Here is a 15,775-nt window from a genome sequence, read left to right on the forward strand (position 1 = left end):
TGCGTGCTCTTGCTCGCTCTGGATACCGCCACCCCCGCCGTCACCGTCGCGCTGCACGACGGCACGGACGTCATCGCCTCCTCGAGCCAGGTGGACGCGCGCCGGCACGGCGAGCTGCTGCTGCCGGCCGTCGACCGGCTGCTCGCCGGGGCCGGGCGCAGTCTCGACGCCGTCACCGGGATCGTCGTCGGCGTCGGCCCCGGCCCGTACACGGGACTGAGAGTCGGTCTGATGACCGCCGACACCTTCGGGCTCGCGCTCGGCGTCCCGGTGCACGGTCTGTGCACGCTCGACGGCCTCGCCTACGCGTCCGACCTCGACGGCCCCTTCGTCGTGGCGACCGACGCCCGCCGCAAGGAGGTCTACTGGGCGCGTTACGACAACTCCCGGACCCGGGTCTCGGGCCCCGCGGTGGACCGGCCCGCCGACATCGCCGACGAGGTGGCCGGGCTGCCGTCCGTCGGCGCGGGCGCGCTGCTGTACCCGGACACCTTCCCCGAGGCGCACGAGCCCGAGCACGTCTCGGCCGCCGCCCTCGCCTCGCTCGCCGCCGAGCGGCTCGTCCGGGGCGAGGAGCTGCCGGCCCCCCGCCCGCTGTACCTGCGCCGGCCGGACGCCCAGGTGCCGAAGAACTACAAGGTGGTCACCCCCAAGTGACCGAAGCCGCCAACCCCACCGGACGGCCCGTGCTGCGTGAGATGCGCTGGTGGGACATCGAACCCGTGCTGGAGCTGGAGAAGGACCTCTTCCCCGAGGACGCCTGGTCACGGGGCATGTTCTGGTCCGACCTGGCCCATGCCCGCGGCCCCGAGGCGACCCGGCGCTATCTCGTCGCGGTCGACACCACGGCCGAAGGCGAGCGGATCGTCGGGTACGCGGGGCTGGCCGCGGCCGGAGACCTCGCCGACGTCCAGACCATCGCCGTCGCCCGCGGCCACTGGGGCACCGGGCTCGGCGGCCGCCTGCTGACGGAGCTGCTGCGCGCGGCGACCGCCTTCGAGTGCGCCGAGGTCATGCTGGAGTGCCGGATCGACAACGTGCGCGCCCAGAAGCTCTACGAACGCTTCGGCTTCGAGGCCATCGGCTTCCGGCGCGGCTACTACCAGCCGGGGAACGTGGACGCCCTGGTGATGCGGCTGACCGATCCATCGACATCAGTACCGACTCCGGTACAAGGGACACAGGAAACCGAGAACAATGGCTGACGAACCCCTGGTTCTGGGGATCGAGACCTCCTGCGACGAGACCGGCGTGGGCGTCGTGCGCGGCACGACCCTGCTGGCGGACGCGATCGCCTCCAGCGTCGACGAGCACGCCCGTTTCGGCGGGGTCGTGCCGGAGGTGGCGTCCCGGGCCCACCTCGAGGCGATGGTCCCGACCATCGAGCGGGCGCTGAAGGAAGCGGGGGTGAGCCCGAAGGACCTCGACGGCATCGCGGTCACGGCCGGTCCCGGTCTCGCCGGCGCCCTGCTGGTCGGCGTCTCGGCGGCGAAGGCGTACGCCTACGCCCTCGGCAAGCCCCTCTACGGGGTGAACCACCTCGCCTCCCACATCTGCGTGGACCAGCTGGAGCACGGCGCGCTGCCCGAGCCGACGATGGCGCTGCTGGTGTCCGGCGGCCACTCGTCCCTGCTGCTGTCCAGCGACATCACCTCCGACGTCCGTCCGATGGGCGCGACCATCGACGACGCGGCGGGCGAGGCCTTCGACAAGATCGCCCGGGTGCTGAACCTGGGCTTCCCGGGCGGCCCGGTCATCGACCGCTACGCGCGCGAGGGCGACCCCTCGGCGATCGCGTTCCCGCGCGGCCTGACCGGCCGGCGCGACCCGGTGTACGACTTCTCCTTCTCCGGGCTGAAGACGTCGGTCGCGCGCTGGATCGAGGCGAAGCGGGCGGCGGGCGAGGAGGTCCCGGTCCGTGACGTGGCGGCCTCCTTCCAGGAGGCGGTCGTGGACGTCCTGACCCGCAAGGCCGTACGGGCCTGCAAGGACGAGGGCGTCGACCACCTGATGATCGGCGGCGGCGTGGCCGCGAACACCCGGCTGCGGGCCCTGGCCAAGGAGCGCTGCGAGGCCGCCGGCATCCGGCTGCGCGTCCCGCGCGCCAAGCTGTGCACGGACAACGGCGCGATGGTGGCGGCCCTGGGCGCGGAGATGGTGGCCCGGGGACGCGCCGCGTCCGACTGGGACCTGTCGGCGGACTCCTCGCTGCCGGTGACCGACCCGCATGTGCCGGGCCGCCCGCACGACCACGACCATGTCCACGCCCACGAGACCGGCAAGGACAACCTCTACTCATGACGGTCGCGCTGATGTGGGAGGCCCGGGCGGTCACCGGCCGGGGCGAGGACCTGCTGGCCTGGGCGCGGGCGCAGGATCTCGCGCCCGCGCCCAGGCGCCGGGAGACCTTCCGCGCCCCGCAGGACCGGGTGCTGGTCATCACCTGGTGGGACGCCGACTACGACGCCGTCCTCCCCGAACTTCCCGATCCCGACGCGGCGTTGGTGAGCCGGGCCGCGCACCGGTGGCGGTTCGAGCCGGTGCCGGACCAGACGTGAGCGGCCGGGGCCCGTCCGCGAGGAGCGGGTGCGCAGGCCCCACCCCGGACGAACCGACCGACGAACCGACCGACGAACCGTCCTGGTACGGCGTCCGGTGCGTCTTCCGGCACGGCCCCCTGGGCGTCTACGAGGAGCGCATCACCCTGTGGACGGCGCGGTCGGCGGCCGAGGCGATCGAGCGGGCGGAGACCGAGGCCGCCGAGTACTGCGAGGACCTCGACGGCGTCGAGTACGCGCGGCTCGCCCAGGCCTTCACCCTGTTCGGGACGCCCGGCGACGGCGCCGAGGTGTTCTCCCTCATGCGCGCGAGCACGCTGCCGCCGGGGGAGTACGTGGACCGGTACTTCGCGACGGGGGACGAACGTACGGCGTGAGGTGAACGGCGTGAGGTGAACGGAGTCAGGCGAGCACCGTGCGGTGCGCTCGCCCTGCCTCGTCGCCCGCTACGGGCACGGTTGCGGCTACGGCTGTGGTGCCGACAGTGCCCACACCGACGTCGCCAGGGTTCCCGCGCAGAGGGCGAAGGTCACCGTCCGGACCAGGCTCCCGTCGGTCAGGACGAAGCCCGCGACGACACCGAGGACGGTGCTCGACGCGGCCGTCACGGCACCGCGCCGCCAGGGACCGGTCGGGCGTGCGACGGTGTCGGCGGGGAGCACGAACGCGTCCCGCAGATCCGCGCGGACGGCCTCCTGGTCGGCGAAGGACATGCCCGGCGGACGGCGGTGGCGCAGCCTTCCGAGCGGGACCAGGCGGGTGCCGTCGGGGAGGGCGACCACCGTCGGGCGGCCGGGTGAGCCGTGGGCGGTGACCGGGGCCCCGGCGGGCAAGCAGTCCAGGGCCGGGTGCCACATGACCCGCTGCCAGTGGTCCGTGCCCTCGGGGGAGGTGAGCCACAGCCAGCTCGTGGTCCGGTTCGGCCAGATCGCCGGGCGGCGGCTGCCGCAGCGGACCCGGGCCGTCATCGGGCGGCCCCGGCGGCGGGCCGTGAGGCGGAAGCGCAGGCCGCGCCAGAGCCAGATCCCGACCAGGGGGAGGGCGACCGCCGTGCCCAGGAAGACCGGGGCGAGGAGGTCGTCCTCCCGCGCCGTCTCGTCCGGGTCGGCCGGGAAGCCCTCGGCGGTGGCGGGGTCGTAGGCGACGGGGAAGTCCTCGCCCTCGGCGTGGCGGTCGGTGCCGTGGACGGCGAACCGCTGGAGGTGCGACCGGCCCTCGTCGTCCGTCCAGCGCACGCGGACGTCCCGGTCGTCGCCGATGCCGTCCGCGACGACCACGCCGACCGTCCGTGCGGTGGCCCGGTCGCGGGCGTCCGCGTAGCGCTCGGCGTGCCACCCCGCCCACGCGGCGAGCAGGGCGTAGCCGGTGAGGACGACGGCCAGGCCGAGGAGGCCGGTGCGCAGGGCGGGGCCGGGGCGGTTCATCCGGTCTTCTCCCTCGGTCCCGCGGACATCGGCAGCGCGCGCAGCGGCCCCGGGTCCCCGCTGTCCAGTGCCTCGCCCACCAGCTGGTGGACGTCGACGGCATCGCCTCCGTCGGGCGCGGTGAGGACGGTGTCGAGCCAGGGGCCCGCGGGTGTCCAGCCGGCCGCGCGCAGCGGCCCGACGAGCGTCCGGCTCACGGCGGCCATGAGGGCGCTCCGCGCGAGCCGGTCGCGTGCGGCGGCGGGCGCCCGCCGCAGGGACGGTTCGAGCCGACGGGCCAGCCGGGGCCAGGTCCCGTCGGCGATGGCGTCCAGGGCGACCGCCACCGCCTCCTCCGGGGCCTTCCGGCGGGTGGTGAGGCACAGCAGGAGGGGGCCCGTGCCGTCCTCCAGCTGCCGGCGTCGGTCCGCGTCCGTGCCGAGGAGGCGCACCGGGGTGCCGTCGGTGGCCGTCCCGCCGTCCTCGTGCCCGGTGATCTGCCGGAGGCACCACGTCTCCACCGTCGCCGCCGTGCGCAGACCGAGGGGCGCGGGGCCGTAGGGCGCCTCCGGGTGGGTGGGCAGGGCCGCCAGCCGCTGTCGCAGGGGCGGGTGGTCGGCCGTGGCGTACGGGTCGAGGGCGTCGTCCTCCGCGGCGGCGCGGGCCGCGCGGCGGGCCACGTGCGGGTCGCTGAGGGCGGCGTCCAGGGCGTCGTAGAAGTCCTCGGGGTAGGACTCCTCTTCGGCCAGCTGGGACAGCCAGGTCTCGCCGAGGCGCTCGAACACCGAGCCGACGAGGGCCGTCCGGCGCAGCGCCCCGGCCGTCGCCGCCGTACCGGCGATCCTGGCCGCGTCGGCGTCGGCGGCCGTCTCCGCGCGCCACAGCACGGGCTGGGAGGCGCGCAGCAGGGCGCCCGCCAGAGGGGCCAGGGGGCGGAAGCGGCCTTCCAGGCGCTCCGCCGACCGGGCTCGGGAGTACCGCAACAAGGTCGCGCGCGGGCTGGACACGTGCCGCTCGTGGGCGAGTTCGTGGGCGATCACGGACGCCAGCTGGGCCTCGGTCAGGGTGCGCAGCAGGGGCAGGCCCAGGAGAAGGACCCGGGTGCGCACCCCGGAGACCCGGGCGCGGCCCAGCGACGCCCGGACGTCCGGCACGATCCGCACGAGGAGCGGCCGGCGGAAGCCGAGCCGATCGGCGACGTCCTGGACCAGCGCGGCCAGCTCCGGTTCGTCGGCGGGGCGTACGACGCGGCCGGGGAGGGGCCCCGGCGCCCCCAGCACGCCCCTCGTGACGATGGCGACGAAGAGGATCAGCAGCGTCAGGGCGGGCGAATCCCTCCAGAGCACGAAGAGGACGAGCAGCCCCGCCCCGAAGCCGACCGGCGGCAGCCAGGCGAGGGTCAGCAGCAGCCCGCCGAGCAGCCACTGACGGCCCCTGTGCTCCGCAAGCTCCGCGTACTCGGGGGACTTCACCGCGTCAGTGTCACAGAGGGACAGCGCCCGCGAACACGTCAATCCCGCAGGACGTCCGCCTCGCCCCGCAGCCGCCGCTCCGCCCCGACCTCGCGCACCGGCCCGGCGAGCCGTACCCGCGCCACCTCCCGCACCTGCCCGCTGGACGTCCCCAACCGCAGCTCCAGATCCCCGGGTTCGACCACCCGGCGTCCCGCGCGGTCGGTGAACGCCGACAGGTCGGCGTGGAAGCGGAAGGTCACCCGCGCCGACCCGCCCGCCGCCAGCTCCAGCCGCTGATAGCCGATCAGCCGTACGTCGGGGCGGGTGACGCTCGCCACCGGGTCGTGCAGATACAGCTGCACGACCTCCGCGCCCGCCCGACCGCCGGTGTTGCGGACCGTGACGGACAGGTCGTACGAGCCGTCCGTGCCGATCTCCGCGTCCGGGCCGGAGAAGTCCTCCCACGCGAACTCCGTGTACGAGCGCCCGTGTCCGAACGGGTACAGCGGGGTCGGGTCCAGGTTGCTGACCTCGCCGGCCAGACCCAGCGGCGGCTGGAGGTAGGTCCAGGGCTGACCGCCCGGCACGCGCGGCACGCTCACCGGAAGCCGGCCCGAGGGATTCACCCGGCCCGAGAGCACGCCCGCCACCGCCGGACCGCCCTCCTCGCCCGGGAAGAAGGCCTGGACGACCGCACCCAGCCGCCCGTGCCAGCGGCCGAGCGCGTACGGGCGGCCGGTGAGCAGGACCAGGACGACCGGGACGCCCGTCGCGACCAGCGCGTCCAGCAGTTCGCCCTGGACGCCGGGCAGGGTCAGGTCCGCCACGTCGCAGCCCTCGCCCGAGGTGCCCCGGCCGAACAGGCCCGCCCGGTCGCCCAGGACGGCCACGCAGACGTCGGCCTCCGCGGCGCGGGCGATGGCCTCGGTGAAGCCGGAGGGGTCCGGGTCCGAGACTCCGCACCCTTCCGTGAACGTGACCTTCGCGTCGGGGAGTTCGCCCCGCAGGGAGTCCAGCACGGTGGGGATCTCGATGCCCAGGTCCACCTCGGGGTGGTGGGTGAGGACATGGGACGGGAAGGAGTAGCAGCCCAGCATCGCCAGCGCGTCGGCAGCCCGCGGGCCGACCACGGCGACGCGGGTGTCGGGAGCGAGGGGGAGCAGCCCGTCGGGGTTGTCCAGCAGGACCACCGACTCCTCCGCCAGCCGGCGGGCCAGGGCGCGGTTCGTCGCCGGGTCGAGATCGACCGACTCGGGGCTCGGCGGCTGCCAGTCCTCGTCCAGCAGGCCCAGTTCGCACTTCTGGAGCAGGACGCGGTGGGCGGCCCGGTCGACCAGCTCCTCGGGGAGTTCGCCGGCGCGCACGGCCGCGACCAGTGTCTCGCCGTAGTACTTCACGGTGGGCAGCTCGACATCGATGCCGGCCGCCAGGGCGAGGTGGGCCGCCTCCGCGGGGGTGCCGGCGACCCGGTGCAGGGTCTGGAGGAAGCCGATGCCGAAGTAGTCGGCGACGACCGTGCCGGTGAAGCCCCACTCCTCCCGCAGGAGGCGGGTCAGCAGTTCGGGGTCGGCGGAGGCCGGGACGCCGTCGCGTTCCGTGTAGGCCGCCATCACCGAGCGGGCGCCGCCCTCCCGCAGGGCCATCTCGAAGGGCGGCAGGGTCACATCGGCGAACTCCCGGGTGCCCGCCCGCACCGGGGCCAGGTTGCGGGCGCCCGCCGAGGAGGCGTACCCCGCGAAGTGCTTGAGCGTGGCGACGACCCCGGCGGACTCGAGCCCGCGGACATAGGCCGTGCCGACCGTGCCGACCAGGTACGGGTCCTCGCCGATCGTCTCCTCGACCCGTCCCCAGCGCGGGTCGCGGACGACGTCCAGGACGGGGGCGAGGCCCTGGTGGACGCCGACCGCGCGCAGGTCGCGGCCGATCGCCCGGCCCATCTCCTCCACCAGCGGCGGGTCGAAGGCGGCGCCCCAGGCCAGCGGGACCGGGTAGGCGGTGGCCCGCCAGGCGGTGAAGCCGGCCAGGCACTCCTCGTGGGCGACGGCCGGGATGCCGAAGCGGCCGGCCGCGGCGATCCGCCGCTGGGCGAGGGCCAGCGCACGGGCGCCGAGCGCGGGGTCCACGGGCGCGGTGCCGAAGGACCGGGTCAGCTGGCCGAGCCCCCGGGTGATCAGCTCGTTCCAGTCGTAGTCGGCGGTCATGTCGTGCTGATGCGGGGCGACTCCGTCGCCGTCCGTCGCGGCGCCGACCCACACGCCGTACAGCTGGGCGGTCTTCTCCTCCAGGGTCATCCGGGAGAGGAGGTCGTCGACACGGGCGGCGGCGGGCAGGGCGGGGTCACGCCAGGGGGCGGTGGTCATGAAACTCCTGTCAGAGGTCGGTGAGCCACCAGGTGGACAGTCGGTGCGGAGAGCAAGTGGTACGAATGTTTCGAGCTGTACTTCGAATGTTCCGGGAACCTATGGCGTCGCAATAGGTTCGTCAAGAGGTCGCGTGGCGATACGATCGCCGCCATGACACCCTCGGAGCCCGTGGAAACGCGGACAGAAGCGCGGCCGACGCAGACCGCGACGCTCGCGGAGATCGCCCGTGAGGCCGGCGTATCGGCACCGACTGTTTCGAAGGTCCTCAACGGCCGCGCCGATGTCGCCCCGACGACCCGCACCCGCGTCGAGGAACTGCTGCGCGCCCACGGCTACCGACGCCGCCGCGCCGAGGCGACCCGCTCCCCTCTGATCGACCTGGTCTTCCACGAGCTGGAGAGCGCCTGGGCGATGGAGGTCATCCGGGGCGTGGAGAACGTGGCGCGCGACGCCGGGCTGAGTGTCGTGCTCAGCGAGAGCGCCGGACGGCTCACACCCGGCCGGACCTGGGCCGACCAGGTGGCGGCCCGCCGCCCGCACGGGGTCGTGCTGGTCCTGTCCGGGCTCGACGAGTCCCAGCGGGCGCTGCTGACCAGCCGGTCCATCCCGTTCGTGGTGATGGACCCGGCCGGCGACCCGGGCGCCGACGTGCCGTCCATCGGGGCCACCAACTGGCAGGGCGGCCTCGCCGCGACCCGGCATCTGGTCGAACTGGGGCACCGACGGATCGGGGCGATCAGCGGGCCGCCGCAGATGATGTGCAGCCGCGCCCGGATCGACGGCTACCGGGCCGCGCTGGAGACGGCCGGGCTGCCGGTCGACCAGCAGCTGATCAAGACCGGGGACTTCCACCACGAGACCGGCTACCGGCTCGGCCGCGAGCTCCTCGACCGCCCCGACCGGCCCACCGCCGTCTTCGCGGGCAACGACCTCCAGGCGCTCGGCTGCTACGAGGCCGCCCGTGAGCTGGGGCTGCGCATCCCGGAGGACGTGAGCGTGGTCGGCTTCGACGACCTGCCGGTGGCCCGCTGGGTGGGCCCGCCGCTGACGACCGTCCGGCAGCCGCTCACGGAGATGGCCGAGGCGGCCGCCCGGCTGGTGCTGGAGCTGGGGCGCTCGGCGTCCCAGGAGACGCCGACGGCGACGCGGGTGGAGCTGGCGACGAGCCTGGTGGTGCGGACGAGCACCGGGGCGCCGCCCGCCCGGTAGGGCGCGGAAACGCGGGTGGCCGGAAGTTGACGTATTGACGGGTGTGACGGACACCTCCACACTCCTCCGAAGTCAATCGGTTGCACGACCGAAACTTTCGGAGGCACCCGCAATGAGATCCTCCAGTTCGTCGATACGTGCACGTCTCGCCGCCCTGCTCGCCGGGGCGGCCACCGTCGGCGCCCTCCTCAGCGGAGTGGCGCACGCCGCCGACACCCCGCTGCGCGACCTCGGGGCGGCCAAGGGCAAGGTCGTCGGCACGGCGGTCACCGGCTCCAAGCTCACCGGGACCTACGGCGACATCGCCGGGGCGCAGTTCGGCTCGCTGACCCCCGGCAACGCCATGAAGTGGGGCTCGGTGGAGCCGACCCAGGGCTCCTTCAACTGGGCGGAGGCCGACCAGATCGTGGCCTTCGCGCAGGCCCACAACCAGCAGGTGCGCGGCCACACCCTGGTCTGGCACAGCCAGAACCCCAACTGGCTCACCAACGGCACCTGGACGTCCGCCCAGTTGAGCACCCTGCTGCAGAACCACATCAACACCGAGGTCGGCCGCTACCAGGGGAAGATCGCCGCCTGGGACGTCGTCAACGAGCCCTTCAACGAGGACGGCACCTACCGCTCCACCCTCTGGTACAACGGCCTCGGCACGGACTACATCGCCAACGCGCTGACCTGGGCGCGGGCCGCCGACCCCGCCGCCGAGCTGTACATCAACGACTACAACGTCGAGGGCGTCAACGCGAAGAGCACCGCCCTCTACAACCTGGTCAAGTCACTGAAGGAGCGGGGAGTCCCGATCGACGGGGTCGGCCTGCAGGCCCATCTCATCCTCGGTCAGGTCCCGTCCACGTTCCAGCAGAACATCCAGCGCTTCGCCGACCTCGGCGTCGACGTGGCCATCACCGAGCTGGACATCCGGATGACGCTCCCGTCCGACAGCGCCAAGCTGGCCCAGCAGAAGGCCGACTACAAGGCGGTCACCGCGGCCTGTGTGGCGGTGGCGCGCTGCGTGAACCTCACCGTGTGGGGCTTCACCGACTCCGACTCCTGGGTGGAGAGCACCTTCCCGGGGCAGGGGGCGGCGACGCCGTACGACGCGAACTACGCGCCGAAACCGGCGTACTACGGCATCGCGGAGGCGCTGGGCGGCACGACGACACCTCCGCCGACCGGCGCGTGCACGGCGGCGTACGGCGTCGGCAGTCAGTGGAACACCGGGTTCACCGGGAACGTGACGATCTCCTGCTCGGGCGCTGCGCTCTCCTCGTGGAAGGTGACCTGGACGTACGGCGCGGGCCAGCAGATCACCCAGGCCTGGAACGCCGGCTGCACCCAGTCGGGGGCGGCCGTGACATGCGTGAACGCCTCGTACAACGGGTCTGTCCCGGACGGGGGTTCGGTGAGCTTCGGGTTCAACGCGAGCTGGAGCGGCAGCAATCCGGTACCGACGGTGACGCTGGGCTGAGGATCGTGAGATTTTCACAAGAAGTTCGCCGTGGGGCGGCTGTCCTAACAGTTCGCTCATAATTCGGACTTACGTTCCTGTGTGTGACGCGACACGAGGAGCAGGGCGACGGGGGCAGACAGGCCGGCCGGCGGTCGAGAGTGCTGAAGGCCGCCGGTCTCACCCTGGCCGCCGCCCTGGTGGTGGGCATCGGGACGGCGGGCTGGGCCTACTGGCACCTCAACGACAACATCAAGAGCGTCGACATCGACAACGCGCTCGGCGACAACCGCCCCGCGAAGGCGGTCACGGCCCCGTCCCCCTCCGGCTCGGCGTCCGCCTCCCCGCTGCCCACCGAGGCCGTGAACATCCTGGTGCTGGGCTCGGACTCGCGCAGCGGCGAGGAGAACCAGGCGCTCGGCGGCGGCGACAGCTCGGGCGCCCGTTCCGACACCGCGATGGTCGTGCACATCGACGCGGGCCGGACGACGGCCACCGTCGTCAGCATCCCGCGCGACACCCTCGTCACCCGCCCCTCCTGCCCGCTGTCCGACGGCGGCTCGACGGCGGTGGCGTACGGGGCGATGTTCAACACCGCCTACTCGGTCGGCGGTCCCGTCTGCGCCGTCAAGACGGTCGAGTCGATCACCGACATCCGCATGGACCACTACATCGAGGTCGACTTCTCCGGCTTCGCGAAGCTCGTGGACGCGCTCGGCGGGGTCACCGTCACCACCGACGAGGACATCGACGACGACGACAGCCATCTGCATCTCGCGGCCGGCACCCATCATCTGGACGGCACCCGGGCGCTCGCCCTGGCCCGCACCCGGCACGGCATAGGCGACGGCAGCGACCTCGGCCGCATCGGCCTCCAGCAGACGCTGGTGAAGGCCCTGCTGGAGCAGATCGCCTCGACCGACCTGCTGACCAGCCCCACCGAGCTGTACTCGGTCGCCGACGCGGTCACCGGCAGCCTCACGACGGACACCGGCCTCGACTCCCTCGCCGCGCTGATGGAGCTCGGCCAGAGCCTGCAGGGCCTCTCGGCCGCCCACCTCAAGACGGTGACCATGCCCGTGGTGGCGGCCCCCTCCGACCCCAACCGGGTGGTGGCACAGGAACCGGCGGCGAGCGAGCTGTGGGCGTCGCTGAGGTGAACCGGCCCCGCCAGGGCGCGTCCGACCATTCCCACCGGGCGCGCGGCGTCACGCCCTAGGTCAGACACGCCCTAGGCGCGGGTACGCCCCAGCAGACCGTCCACCACCGCCGCCAGCTGCGCGGCCACGTCGTAGTCGGCCGTCACCTCCTCCCACCGGTCCGCCAGCGCGGACAGCCGGGGGAGTTCACCGGCGTCGTCCGGGGTGACGAGGGCGGGGAAGAACGGCTTGCGGGCGGGGTCGGCGGCGCGGCGGGCGTCAGCGCGCCGGAAGACCAGGGCGCCGTGGACGACGTACCAGATCGTGCGGTAGGCGTGGATCGCCGCCTCGGGGGACAGTCCGCAGGCGATGGCCGAGTCGATGATCTCCTCGGGCATCCACAGCGCGCCCTTGTCGGTCAGATCGCCGAGGCTCAGTACGTCGACGACCCAGTCCACCTCGCTCAGGATCGCGTGCATGTGGACCGCGGTGGCGAGGACACGGTCGCGCGGATGCTCGGGCAGCGCCGGCCGCGCGAACGTCTCCGCCATGCCCGACAGCGTGAGCATCAGCAGCTCGTCCTTGTCGCGCACATGGTGGTAGAGCGCCATCGGGGTCGCGCCGACCTCCTTGGCGACCCGGCGCATGGAGAGCGCGCCGACCCCCTCCTCCTGGATGATCCGCCGGGCCACGTCCACGATCTGCCGCTTCTCGATGCGCGGGGGCCGGCCCACCGCACGCTTCTCCTCAGTCACCCTCCCCGTCGCACACCCCTCGCTGGTTACTGCCGGTGCTGCTCACCGTGCAGTTCCTGGTCTCCCTGGACGTGTCCGTCGTCAACGTCGCCCTGCCCGGCATCGGCCGCGGCCTCGGCTTCGGCGCCGAGTCACTGGCCTGGGTCGTCAACGCCTACGCCCTGACCTTCGGCGGGCTGCTCATGCTCGGCGGCCGGCTCGCCGACGTCGTCGGCCGGCGCCGGATCCTGAGGGCCGGCTTCGTCGTGTTCGGCGTCGCGAGCCTGGCCGGCGGGCTCGCCCAGACGCCGGGGCAGCTGATCGCCGCCCGGGCCGTGCAGGGCGTCGGAGCGGCCGCGCTCGCGCCGGTCGCGCTCGTCCTGATCACCGTCAACCACCCGGCGGGGGCGGCCCGCGCACGCGCCCTGGGGCTGTGGGGCGCGGCCGGCGCCGTGGGCGGGGCGGTGGGCGTGCTGGCCGGCGGCCTGCTCACCGACTGGGCGGGCTGGCGCTCGGTCATGCTGGTCAACGTGCCCGTGGTGGCGGCGGCGCTGCTCCTGGCCCGGTCCGCCGTACCGGCCGACACCGGCGGGGGCTCGCGCGCCCGCCTCGACGTCGTCGGTGCCTTCCTCGTCACCGCCGGGACCGCGCTGCTGGTGCTCGGTCTGGTGCGCACGGAGACCTACGGCTGGACGGCCTGGCAGTCGGCGGGGCTGCTGGCCGCGGCGGTCGTCCTGCTGGCCGCGTTCGCCGTGGCCGAGACACGGGTGCGGCAGCCGTTGCTGCGGCTCGGGCTGCTGGGCAACGGTCCGGTGCTCGCGGCGAACGTCTTCGCCCTGCTGATGTCGGCGGGCCAGTTCGCCGCGTTCTACTTCACCTCCCTCTACCTCCAGCAGGTGCTCGGCTACGGACCGACGGCCGCCGGAAGCGCGTTCCTGCCGTTCTGCGCGGGCGTCGTGGCCGGCACGGTGATCGCGACCCGCACGATCGGCCGGCTCGGCTCCGGACGGCTGCTGCTGGGCGGCGGCCTGATCGGCGCCGTCGGCATCGCGCTGTTCGCGGCCACCGTGGCGGTGGACGGCGGCTTCCTCGTCTCCGTGCTGCTGCCGCAGACGGTCGCGAGCGTGGGGATCGGCATGTGCTTCGTCCCGCTGGGCACGGCCGCCACCGAGGGGGTCGCCCCTGAGGAGACCGGCATGGCCTCGGGACTGCTCAACAGCTCGCGTCAGGTGGGCGGGGCCGTGGGGCTGGGCGTGCTGGTGACGGTCGCGGCGGGGCAGGACGGCGCGGGCGGCCGGCAGGGGCTGGTCGACGGGTACTCCGCCGCCTACTGGGTGGCGGCCGCGCTGCTCGCGGTGGGCGCGGTGGCGGCCGGGCTGACGTACGGGAAGGGAGCCGGGAAGCGGGCGCGGAAGGGGGCGCGAGCTGCGGAAACGCCGGCCGGAAAAGATTCCCCGGAAAAGTCCGGCGAGGGTGTCGATCCGGTGGTCCCCCGTTCGACGAAGGGATGAGAGGCCGGGAAGGACCCGGCTCACCGCATCCGAGGAGTCACCATGCCCCGCTACCTGTCGCTCGTGAAGATCGACGAGGCCACCGCCCCCGCCGAGGGCCCCAGTCCCGAGCTGATGCAGCGGATGGGCGAGCTGATCGAGGAGGTCACCAAGGCCGGCGTCATGCTCGACACCGCCGGGCTCACACCGTCCGCGCAGGGCGTCCGCGCGCACTGGGAGGGCGGGAAGATCTCCCTCACCGACGGACCCTTCACCGAGTCCAAGGAGGTCGTCGGCGGCTACGCGCTCATGCAGTGCAAGGACATGGCCGAGGCCGTCGAGTGGACGAAGCGGTTCCTGAAGGTGCACGAGGAGCACTGGACGGTGACCTGTGAGGTGCGGGAGATCGCGGAAGGCTGAGCCTTCCTTGGCCTGAACGACCGCCGGGGTGTTCGATGGTGGGCTGTGGAACAACAGCCCGCCTCGGACCCCCGCACCGCCCCGGATCCGCGTGCCGCCCCGGACCCCCGCACCGCCCCGGACCCCCGCGGCGCCCCGGATCCGCGTGCCCCGCGACCGCCGGACCCCCGTGCCGCCATCGAGACCGTCTTCCGCCTCGAGTCGCCCCGCGTCATCGCCGCCGTCGCCCGTGTCGTGCGGGACGTCGGCATCGCGGAGGAGCTGGCTCAGGACGCCCTGGTCGCCGCCCTGGAGCAGTGGCCGCGCGACGGGGTGCCGGACAACCCCGGCGCCTGGCTCACGGCAACCGCCCGGCACCGCGCCGTCGACCTGGTCCGGCGCCGGGAGAACTACGCCCGCAAGCTCCAGGAGATCGGCCGCAGCCTGGACCTGGCGGCCCCGCCGGAGGAGCCCGCCGACCCGGACGCCATCGACGACGACCTGCTCCGGCTCGTCTTCACCGCCTGCCACCCGGTGCTCTCCGCCGAGGCCCGCATCGCCCTCACCCTGCGCCTGCTCGGCGGCCTGAGCACACCCGAGATCGCCCGCGCCTTCCTGGTCCCCGAACCGACCGTCGCCCAGCGCATCGTCCGCGCCAAGAAGACCCTGGCCACCAGGAACATCGCCTTCGAGGTGCCGTACGGACCCGACCGCGAGGCCCGGCTCGGTTCGGTCCTCGACGTCATCTACCTCATCTTCAACGAGGGGTACGCGGCCACCGCGGGCGACGACTGGCTGCGCCCAGCGCTGTGCGAGGACGCGCTGCGGCTGGCCCGGCAGCTCGCGGCCCTGATGCCGAAGGAGCCCGAGGTCCACGGTCTGGCCTCGCTGCTGGAGTTCCAGGCGTCCCGCACGGCCGCCCGCACCGCCCCCGACGGCAGGCCGGTCCTCCTCAAGGACCAGGACCGGCGCCGCTGGAACCGCATGCTCGTCGCCCGTGGCATCGCCGCCCTGGACCGGGCCGGCGCCGTGGCCACCGGCGCTCCCGGCCCGTACGCCCTCCAGGCGGCCGTGGCCGCCTGCCACGCGCACGCCCACACCTACGAGGACACCGACTGGACGGCCATCGCCACCCTGTACGCGCTGCTGGCCGCCCGCACCCCGTCCCCGGTCGTCGAACTCAACCGCGCGGTCGCCGTGTCGATGGCGGACGGCCCGGGGCCCGCGCTGGAGATCGTCGACCGTCTCGTCGCCGAACCGACCCTGCGCGGCTACCACCTCCTCCCCAGCGTCCGGGGCGACCTGCTGCTGCGGCTGGACCGGACGGCGGAGGCGAGGGCCGAGTTCGAGCGGGCCGCGGAGCTGACGGGCAACGAGCGGGAACGCGAGCTGCTGCGGGCGCGGGCCGACGAGTGCCGACCGAACTGAGGGCACCTCGCAGCTCGCACCTCCGCAGCCCGCACCTAAAGCCCCGGCAATTTCGAACGTGTGTCGGCCGCAAATGCGTTCCCTTTGTGGCGGGGGCGACCTAGAGTGATCCGGCCGCTGTGAAACGACTGTGCGGCCGAGGGGAAACGGC

At 73.7% G+C, this 15,775-nt stretch carries 15 protein-coding genes; 11 read left to right on the forward strand and 4 right to left on the reverse strand.

Annotated elements, in window-relative coordinates; genetic code table 11:
• Nucleotides 1-3: 3 nt before the first annotated feature.
• Genes tsaB through OG736_RS26575 form a run of 5 tightly spaced genes read left to right on the forward strand, consistent with a single transcriptional unit; the run spans nucleotide 4 to nucleotide 2,935 of the window.
• Nucleotides 4-657, forward strand: coding sequence for a tRNA (adenosine(37)-N6)-threonylcarbamoyltransferase complex dimerization subunit type 1 TsaB (gene tsaB, locus OG736_RS26555; protein WP_327184629.1), 654 nt, complete (start codon nucleotides 4-6; stop codon nucleotides 655-657).
• A 41-nt stretch (nucleotides 658-698) separates the two neighbouring features.
• Nucleotides 699-1,205 carry a ribosomal protein S18-alanine N-acetyltransferase gene (rimI, locus tag OG736_RS26560; protein WP_327187717.1) on the forward strand — a complete coding sequence of 169 codons (507 nt, stop codon included), beginning with the start codon at nucleotides 699-701 and terminating at the stop codon, nucleotides 1,203-1,205.
• Nucleotides 1,198-2,301, forward strand: coding sequence for a tRNA (adenosine(37)-N6)-threonylcarbamoyltransferase complex transferase subunit TsaD (tsaD, locus tag OG736_RS26565; protein WP_327184630.1), 1,104 nt, complete (start codon nucleotides 1,198-1,200; stop codon nucleotides 2,299-2,301). The genes rimI and tsaD overlap by 8 nt, the downstream gene beginning before the upstream one ends.
• Nucleotides 2,298-2,558, forward strand: coding sequence for a hypothetical protein (locus OG736_RS26570; RefSeq protein ID WP_327184631.1), 261 nt, complete (start codon nucleotides 2,298-2,300; stop codon nucleotides 2,556-2,558). The genes tsaD and OG736_RS26570 overlap by 4 nt, the downstream gene beginning before the upstream one ends.
• Entirely contained in the window at nucleotides 2,555-2,935 is a 381-nt protein-coding gene (locus OG736_RS26575) for a hypothetical protein (protein WP_327184632.1), read from the forward strand. The genes OG736_RS26570 and OG736_RS26575 overlap by 4 nt, the downstream gene beginning before the upstream one ends.
• Before the next feature lie 87 nt (nucleotides 2,936-3,022).
• On the opposite strand, the gene OG736_RS26580 is transcribed toward OG736_RS26575, so the two are convergent.
• The 3 genes from OG736_RS26580 to OG736_RS26590 are packed head-to-tail and all read right to left on the reverse strand — an operon-like array spanning nucleotide 3,023 to nucleotide 7,775.
• Nucleotides 3,023-3,982: a hypothetical protein gene (locus tag OG736_RS26580; RefSeq protein WP_327184633.1), complete on the reverse strand. Its 960-nt coding sequence runs from the start codon at nucleotides 3,980-3,982 to the stop codon at nucleotides 3,023-3,025.
• Nucleotides 3,979-5,433, reverse strand: coding sequence for a M48 family metalloprotease (locus tag OG736_RS26585; RefSeq protein WP_327184634.1), 1,455 nt, complete (start codon nucleotides 5,431-5,433; stop codon nucleotides 3,979-3,981). Before OG736_RS26585 ends, OG736_RS26580 begins: the two co-directional genes overlap by 4 nt.
• 38 nt (nucleotides 5,434-5,471) lie before the next feature.
• Nucleotides 5,472-7,775, reverse strand: a complete 2,304-nt coding sequence (locus tag OG736_RS26590; RefSeq protein WP_327184635.1) for a beta-xylosidase/alpha-l-arabinosidase — start codon at nucleotides 7,773-7,775, stop codon at nucleotides 5,472-5,474.
• Nucleotides 7,776-7,928: 153 nt separating this feature from the next.
• On the opposite strand from OG736_RS26590, the gene OG736_RS26595 reads away from it, so the two are divergent.
• The 3 genes from OG736_RS26595 to OG736_RS26605 all read left to right on the forward strand — a co-directional run bounded on the left by OG736_RS26595 (nucleotide 7,929) and on the right by OG736_RS26605 (nucleotide 11,594).
• Nucleotides 7,929-8,987: a LacI family DNA-binding transcriptional regulator gene (locus OG736_RS26595; protein ID WP_327184636.1), complete on the forward strand. Its 1,059-nt coding sequence runs from the start codon at nucleotides 7,929-7,931 to the stop codon at nucleotides 8,985-8,987.
• A gap of 112 nt (nucleotides 8,988-9,099) precedes the next feature.
• Nucleotides 9,100-10,455, forward strand: coding sequence for a glycoside hydrolase family 10 protein (locus OG736_RS26600; RefSeq protein WP_327184637.1), 1,356 nt, complete (start codon nucleotides 9,100-9,102; stop codon nucleotides 10,453-10,455).
• Between the two features lie 83 nt (nucleotides 10,456-10,538).
• The gene (locus OG736_RS26605; RefSeq protein ID WP_327184638.1) at nucleotides 10,539-11,594 is read left to right on the forward strand and encodes an LCP family protein; all 1,056 of its coding nucleotides are present in this window, start codon (nucleotides 10,539-10,541) and stop codon (nucleotides 11,592-11,594) included.
• Between the two features lie 71 nt (nucleotides 11,595-11,665).
• Here the strand turns inward: OG736_RS26605 and OG736_RS26610 are convergent, their stop codons facing one another.
• Nucleotides 11,666-12,328 carry a TetR/AcrR family transcriptional regulator gene (locus OG736_RS26610; protein WP_327184639.1) on the reverse strand — a complete coding sequence of 221 codons (663 nt, stop codon included), beginning with the start codon at nucleotides 12,326-12,328 and terminating at the stop codon, nucleotides 11,666-11,668.
• Between the two features lie 29 nt (nucleotides 12,329-12,357).
• Between OG736_RS26610 and OG736_RS26615 the strand changes: the two genes are divergently transcribed.
• The 3 genes from OG736_RS26615 (at nucleotide 12,358) to OG736_RS26625 (ending at nucleotide 15,624) form a co-directional block, all read left to right on the forward strand.
• Nucleotides 12,358-13,818: an MFS transporter gene (locus OG736_RS26615; protein WP_327187718.1), complete on the forward strand. Its 1,461-nt coding sequence runs from the start codon at nucleotides 12,358-12,360 to the stop codon at nucleotides 13,816-13,818.
• 42 nt (nucleotides 13,819-13,860) lie between these two features.
• Nucleotides 13,861-14,217, forward strand: coding sequence for a YciI family protein (locus OG736_RS26620; RefSeq protein ID WP_327184640.1), 357 nt, complete (start codon nucleotides 13,861-13,863; stop codon nucleotides 14,215-14,217).
• A gap of 177 nt (nucleotides 14,218-14,394) precedes the next feature.
• Nucleotides 14,395-15,624, forward strand: a complete 1,230-nt coding sequence (locus OG736_RS26625) for an RNA polymerase sigma factor (RefSeq protein ID WP_327187719.1) — start codon at nucleotides 14,395-14,397, stop codon at nucleotides 15,622-15,624.
• Nucleotides 15,625-15,775: the final 151 nt, after the last annotated feature.

This window comes from Streptomyces sp. NBC_01334, assembly GCF_035983595.1.
Classification (GTDB): Bacteria; Actinomycetota; Actinomycetes; order Streptomycetales; family Streptomycetaceae; genus Streptomyces; species Streptomyces coriariae.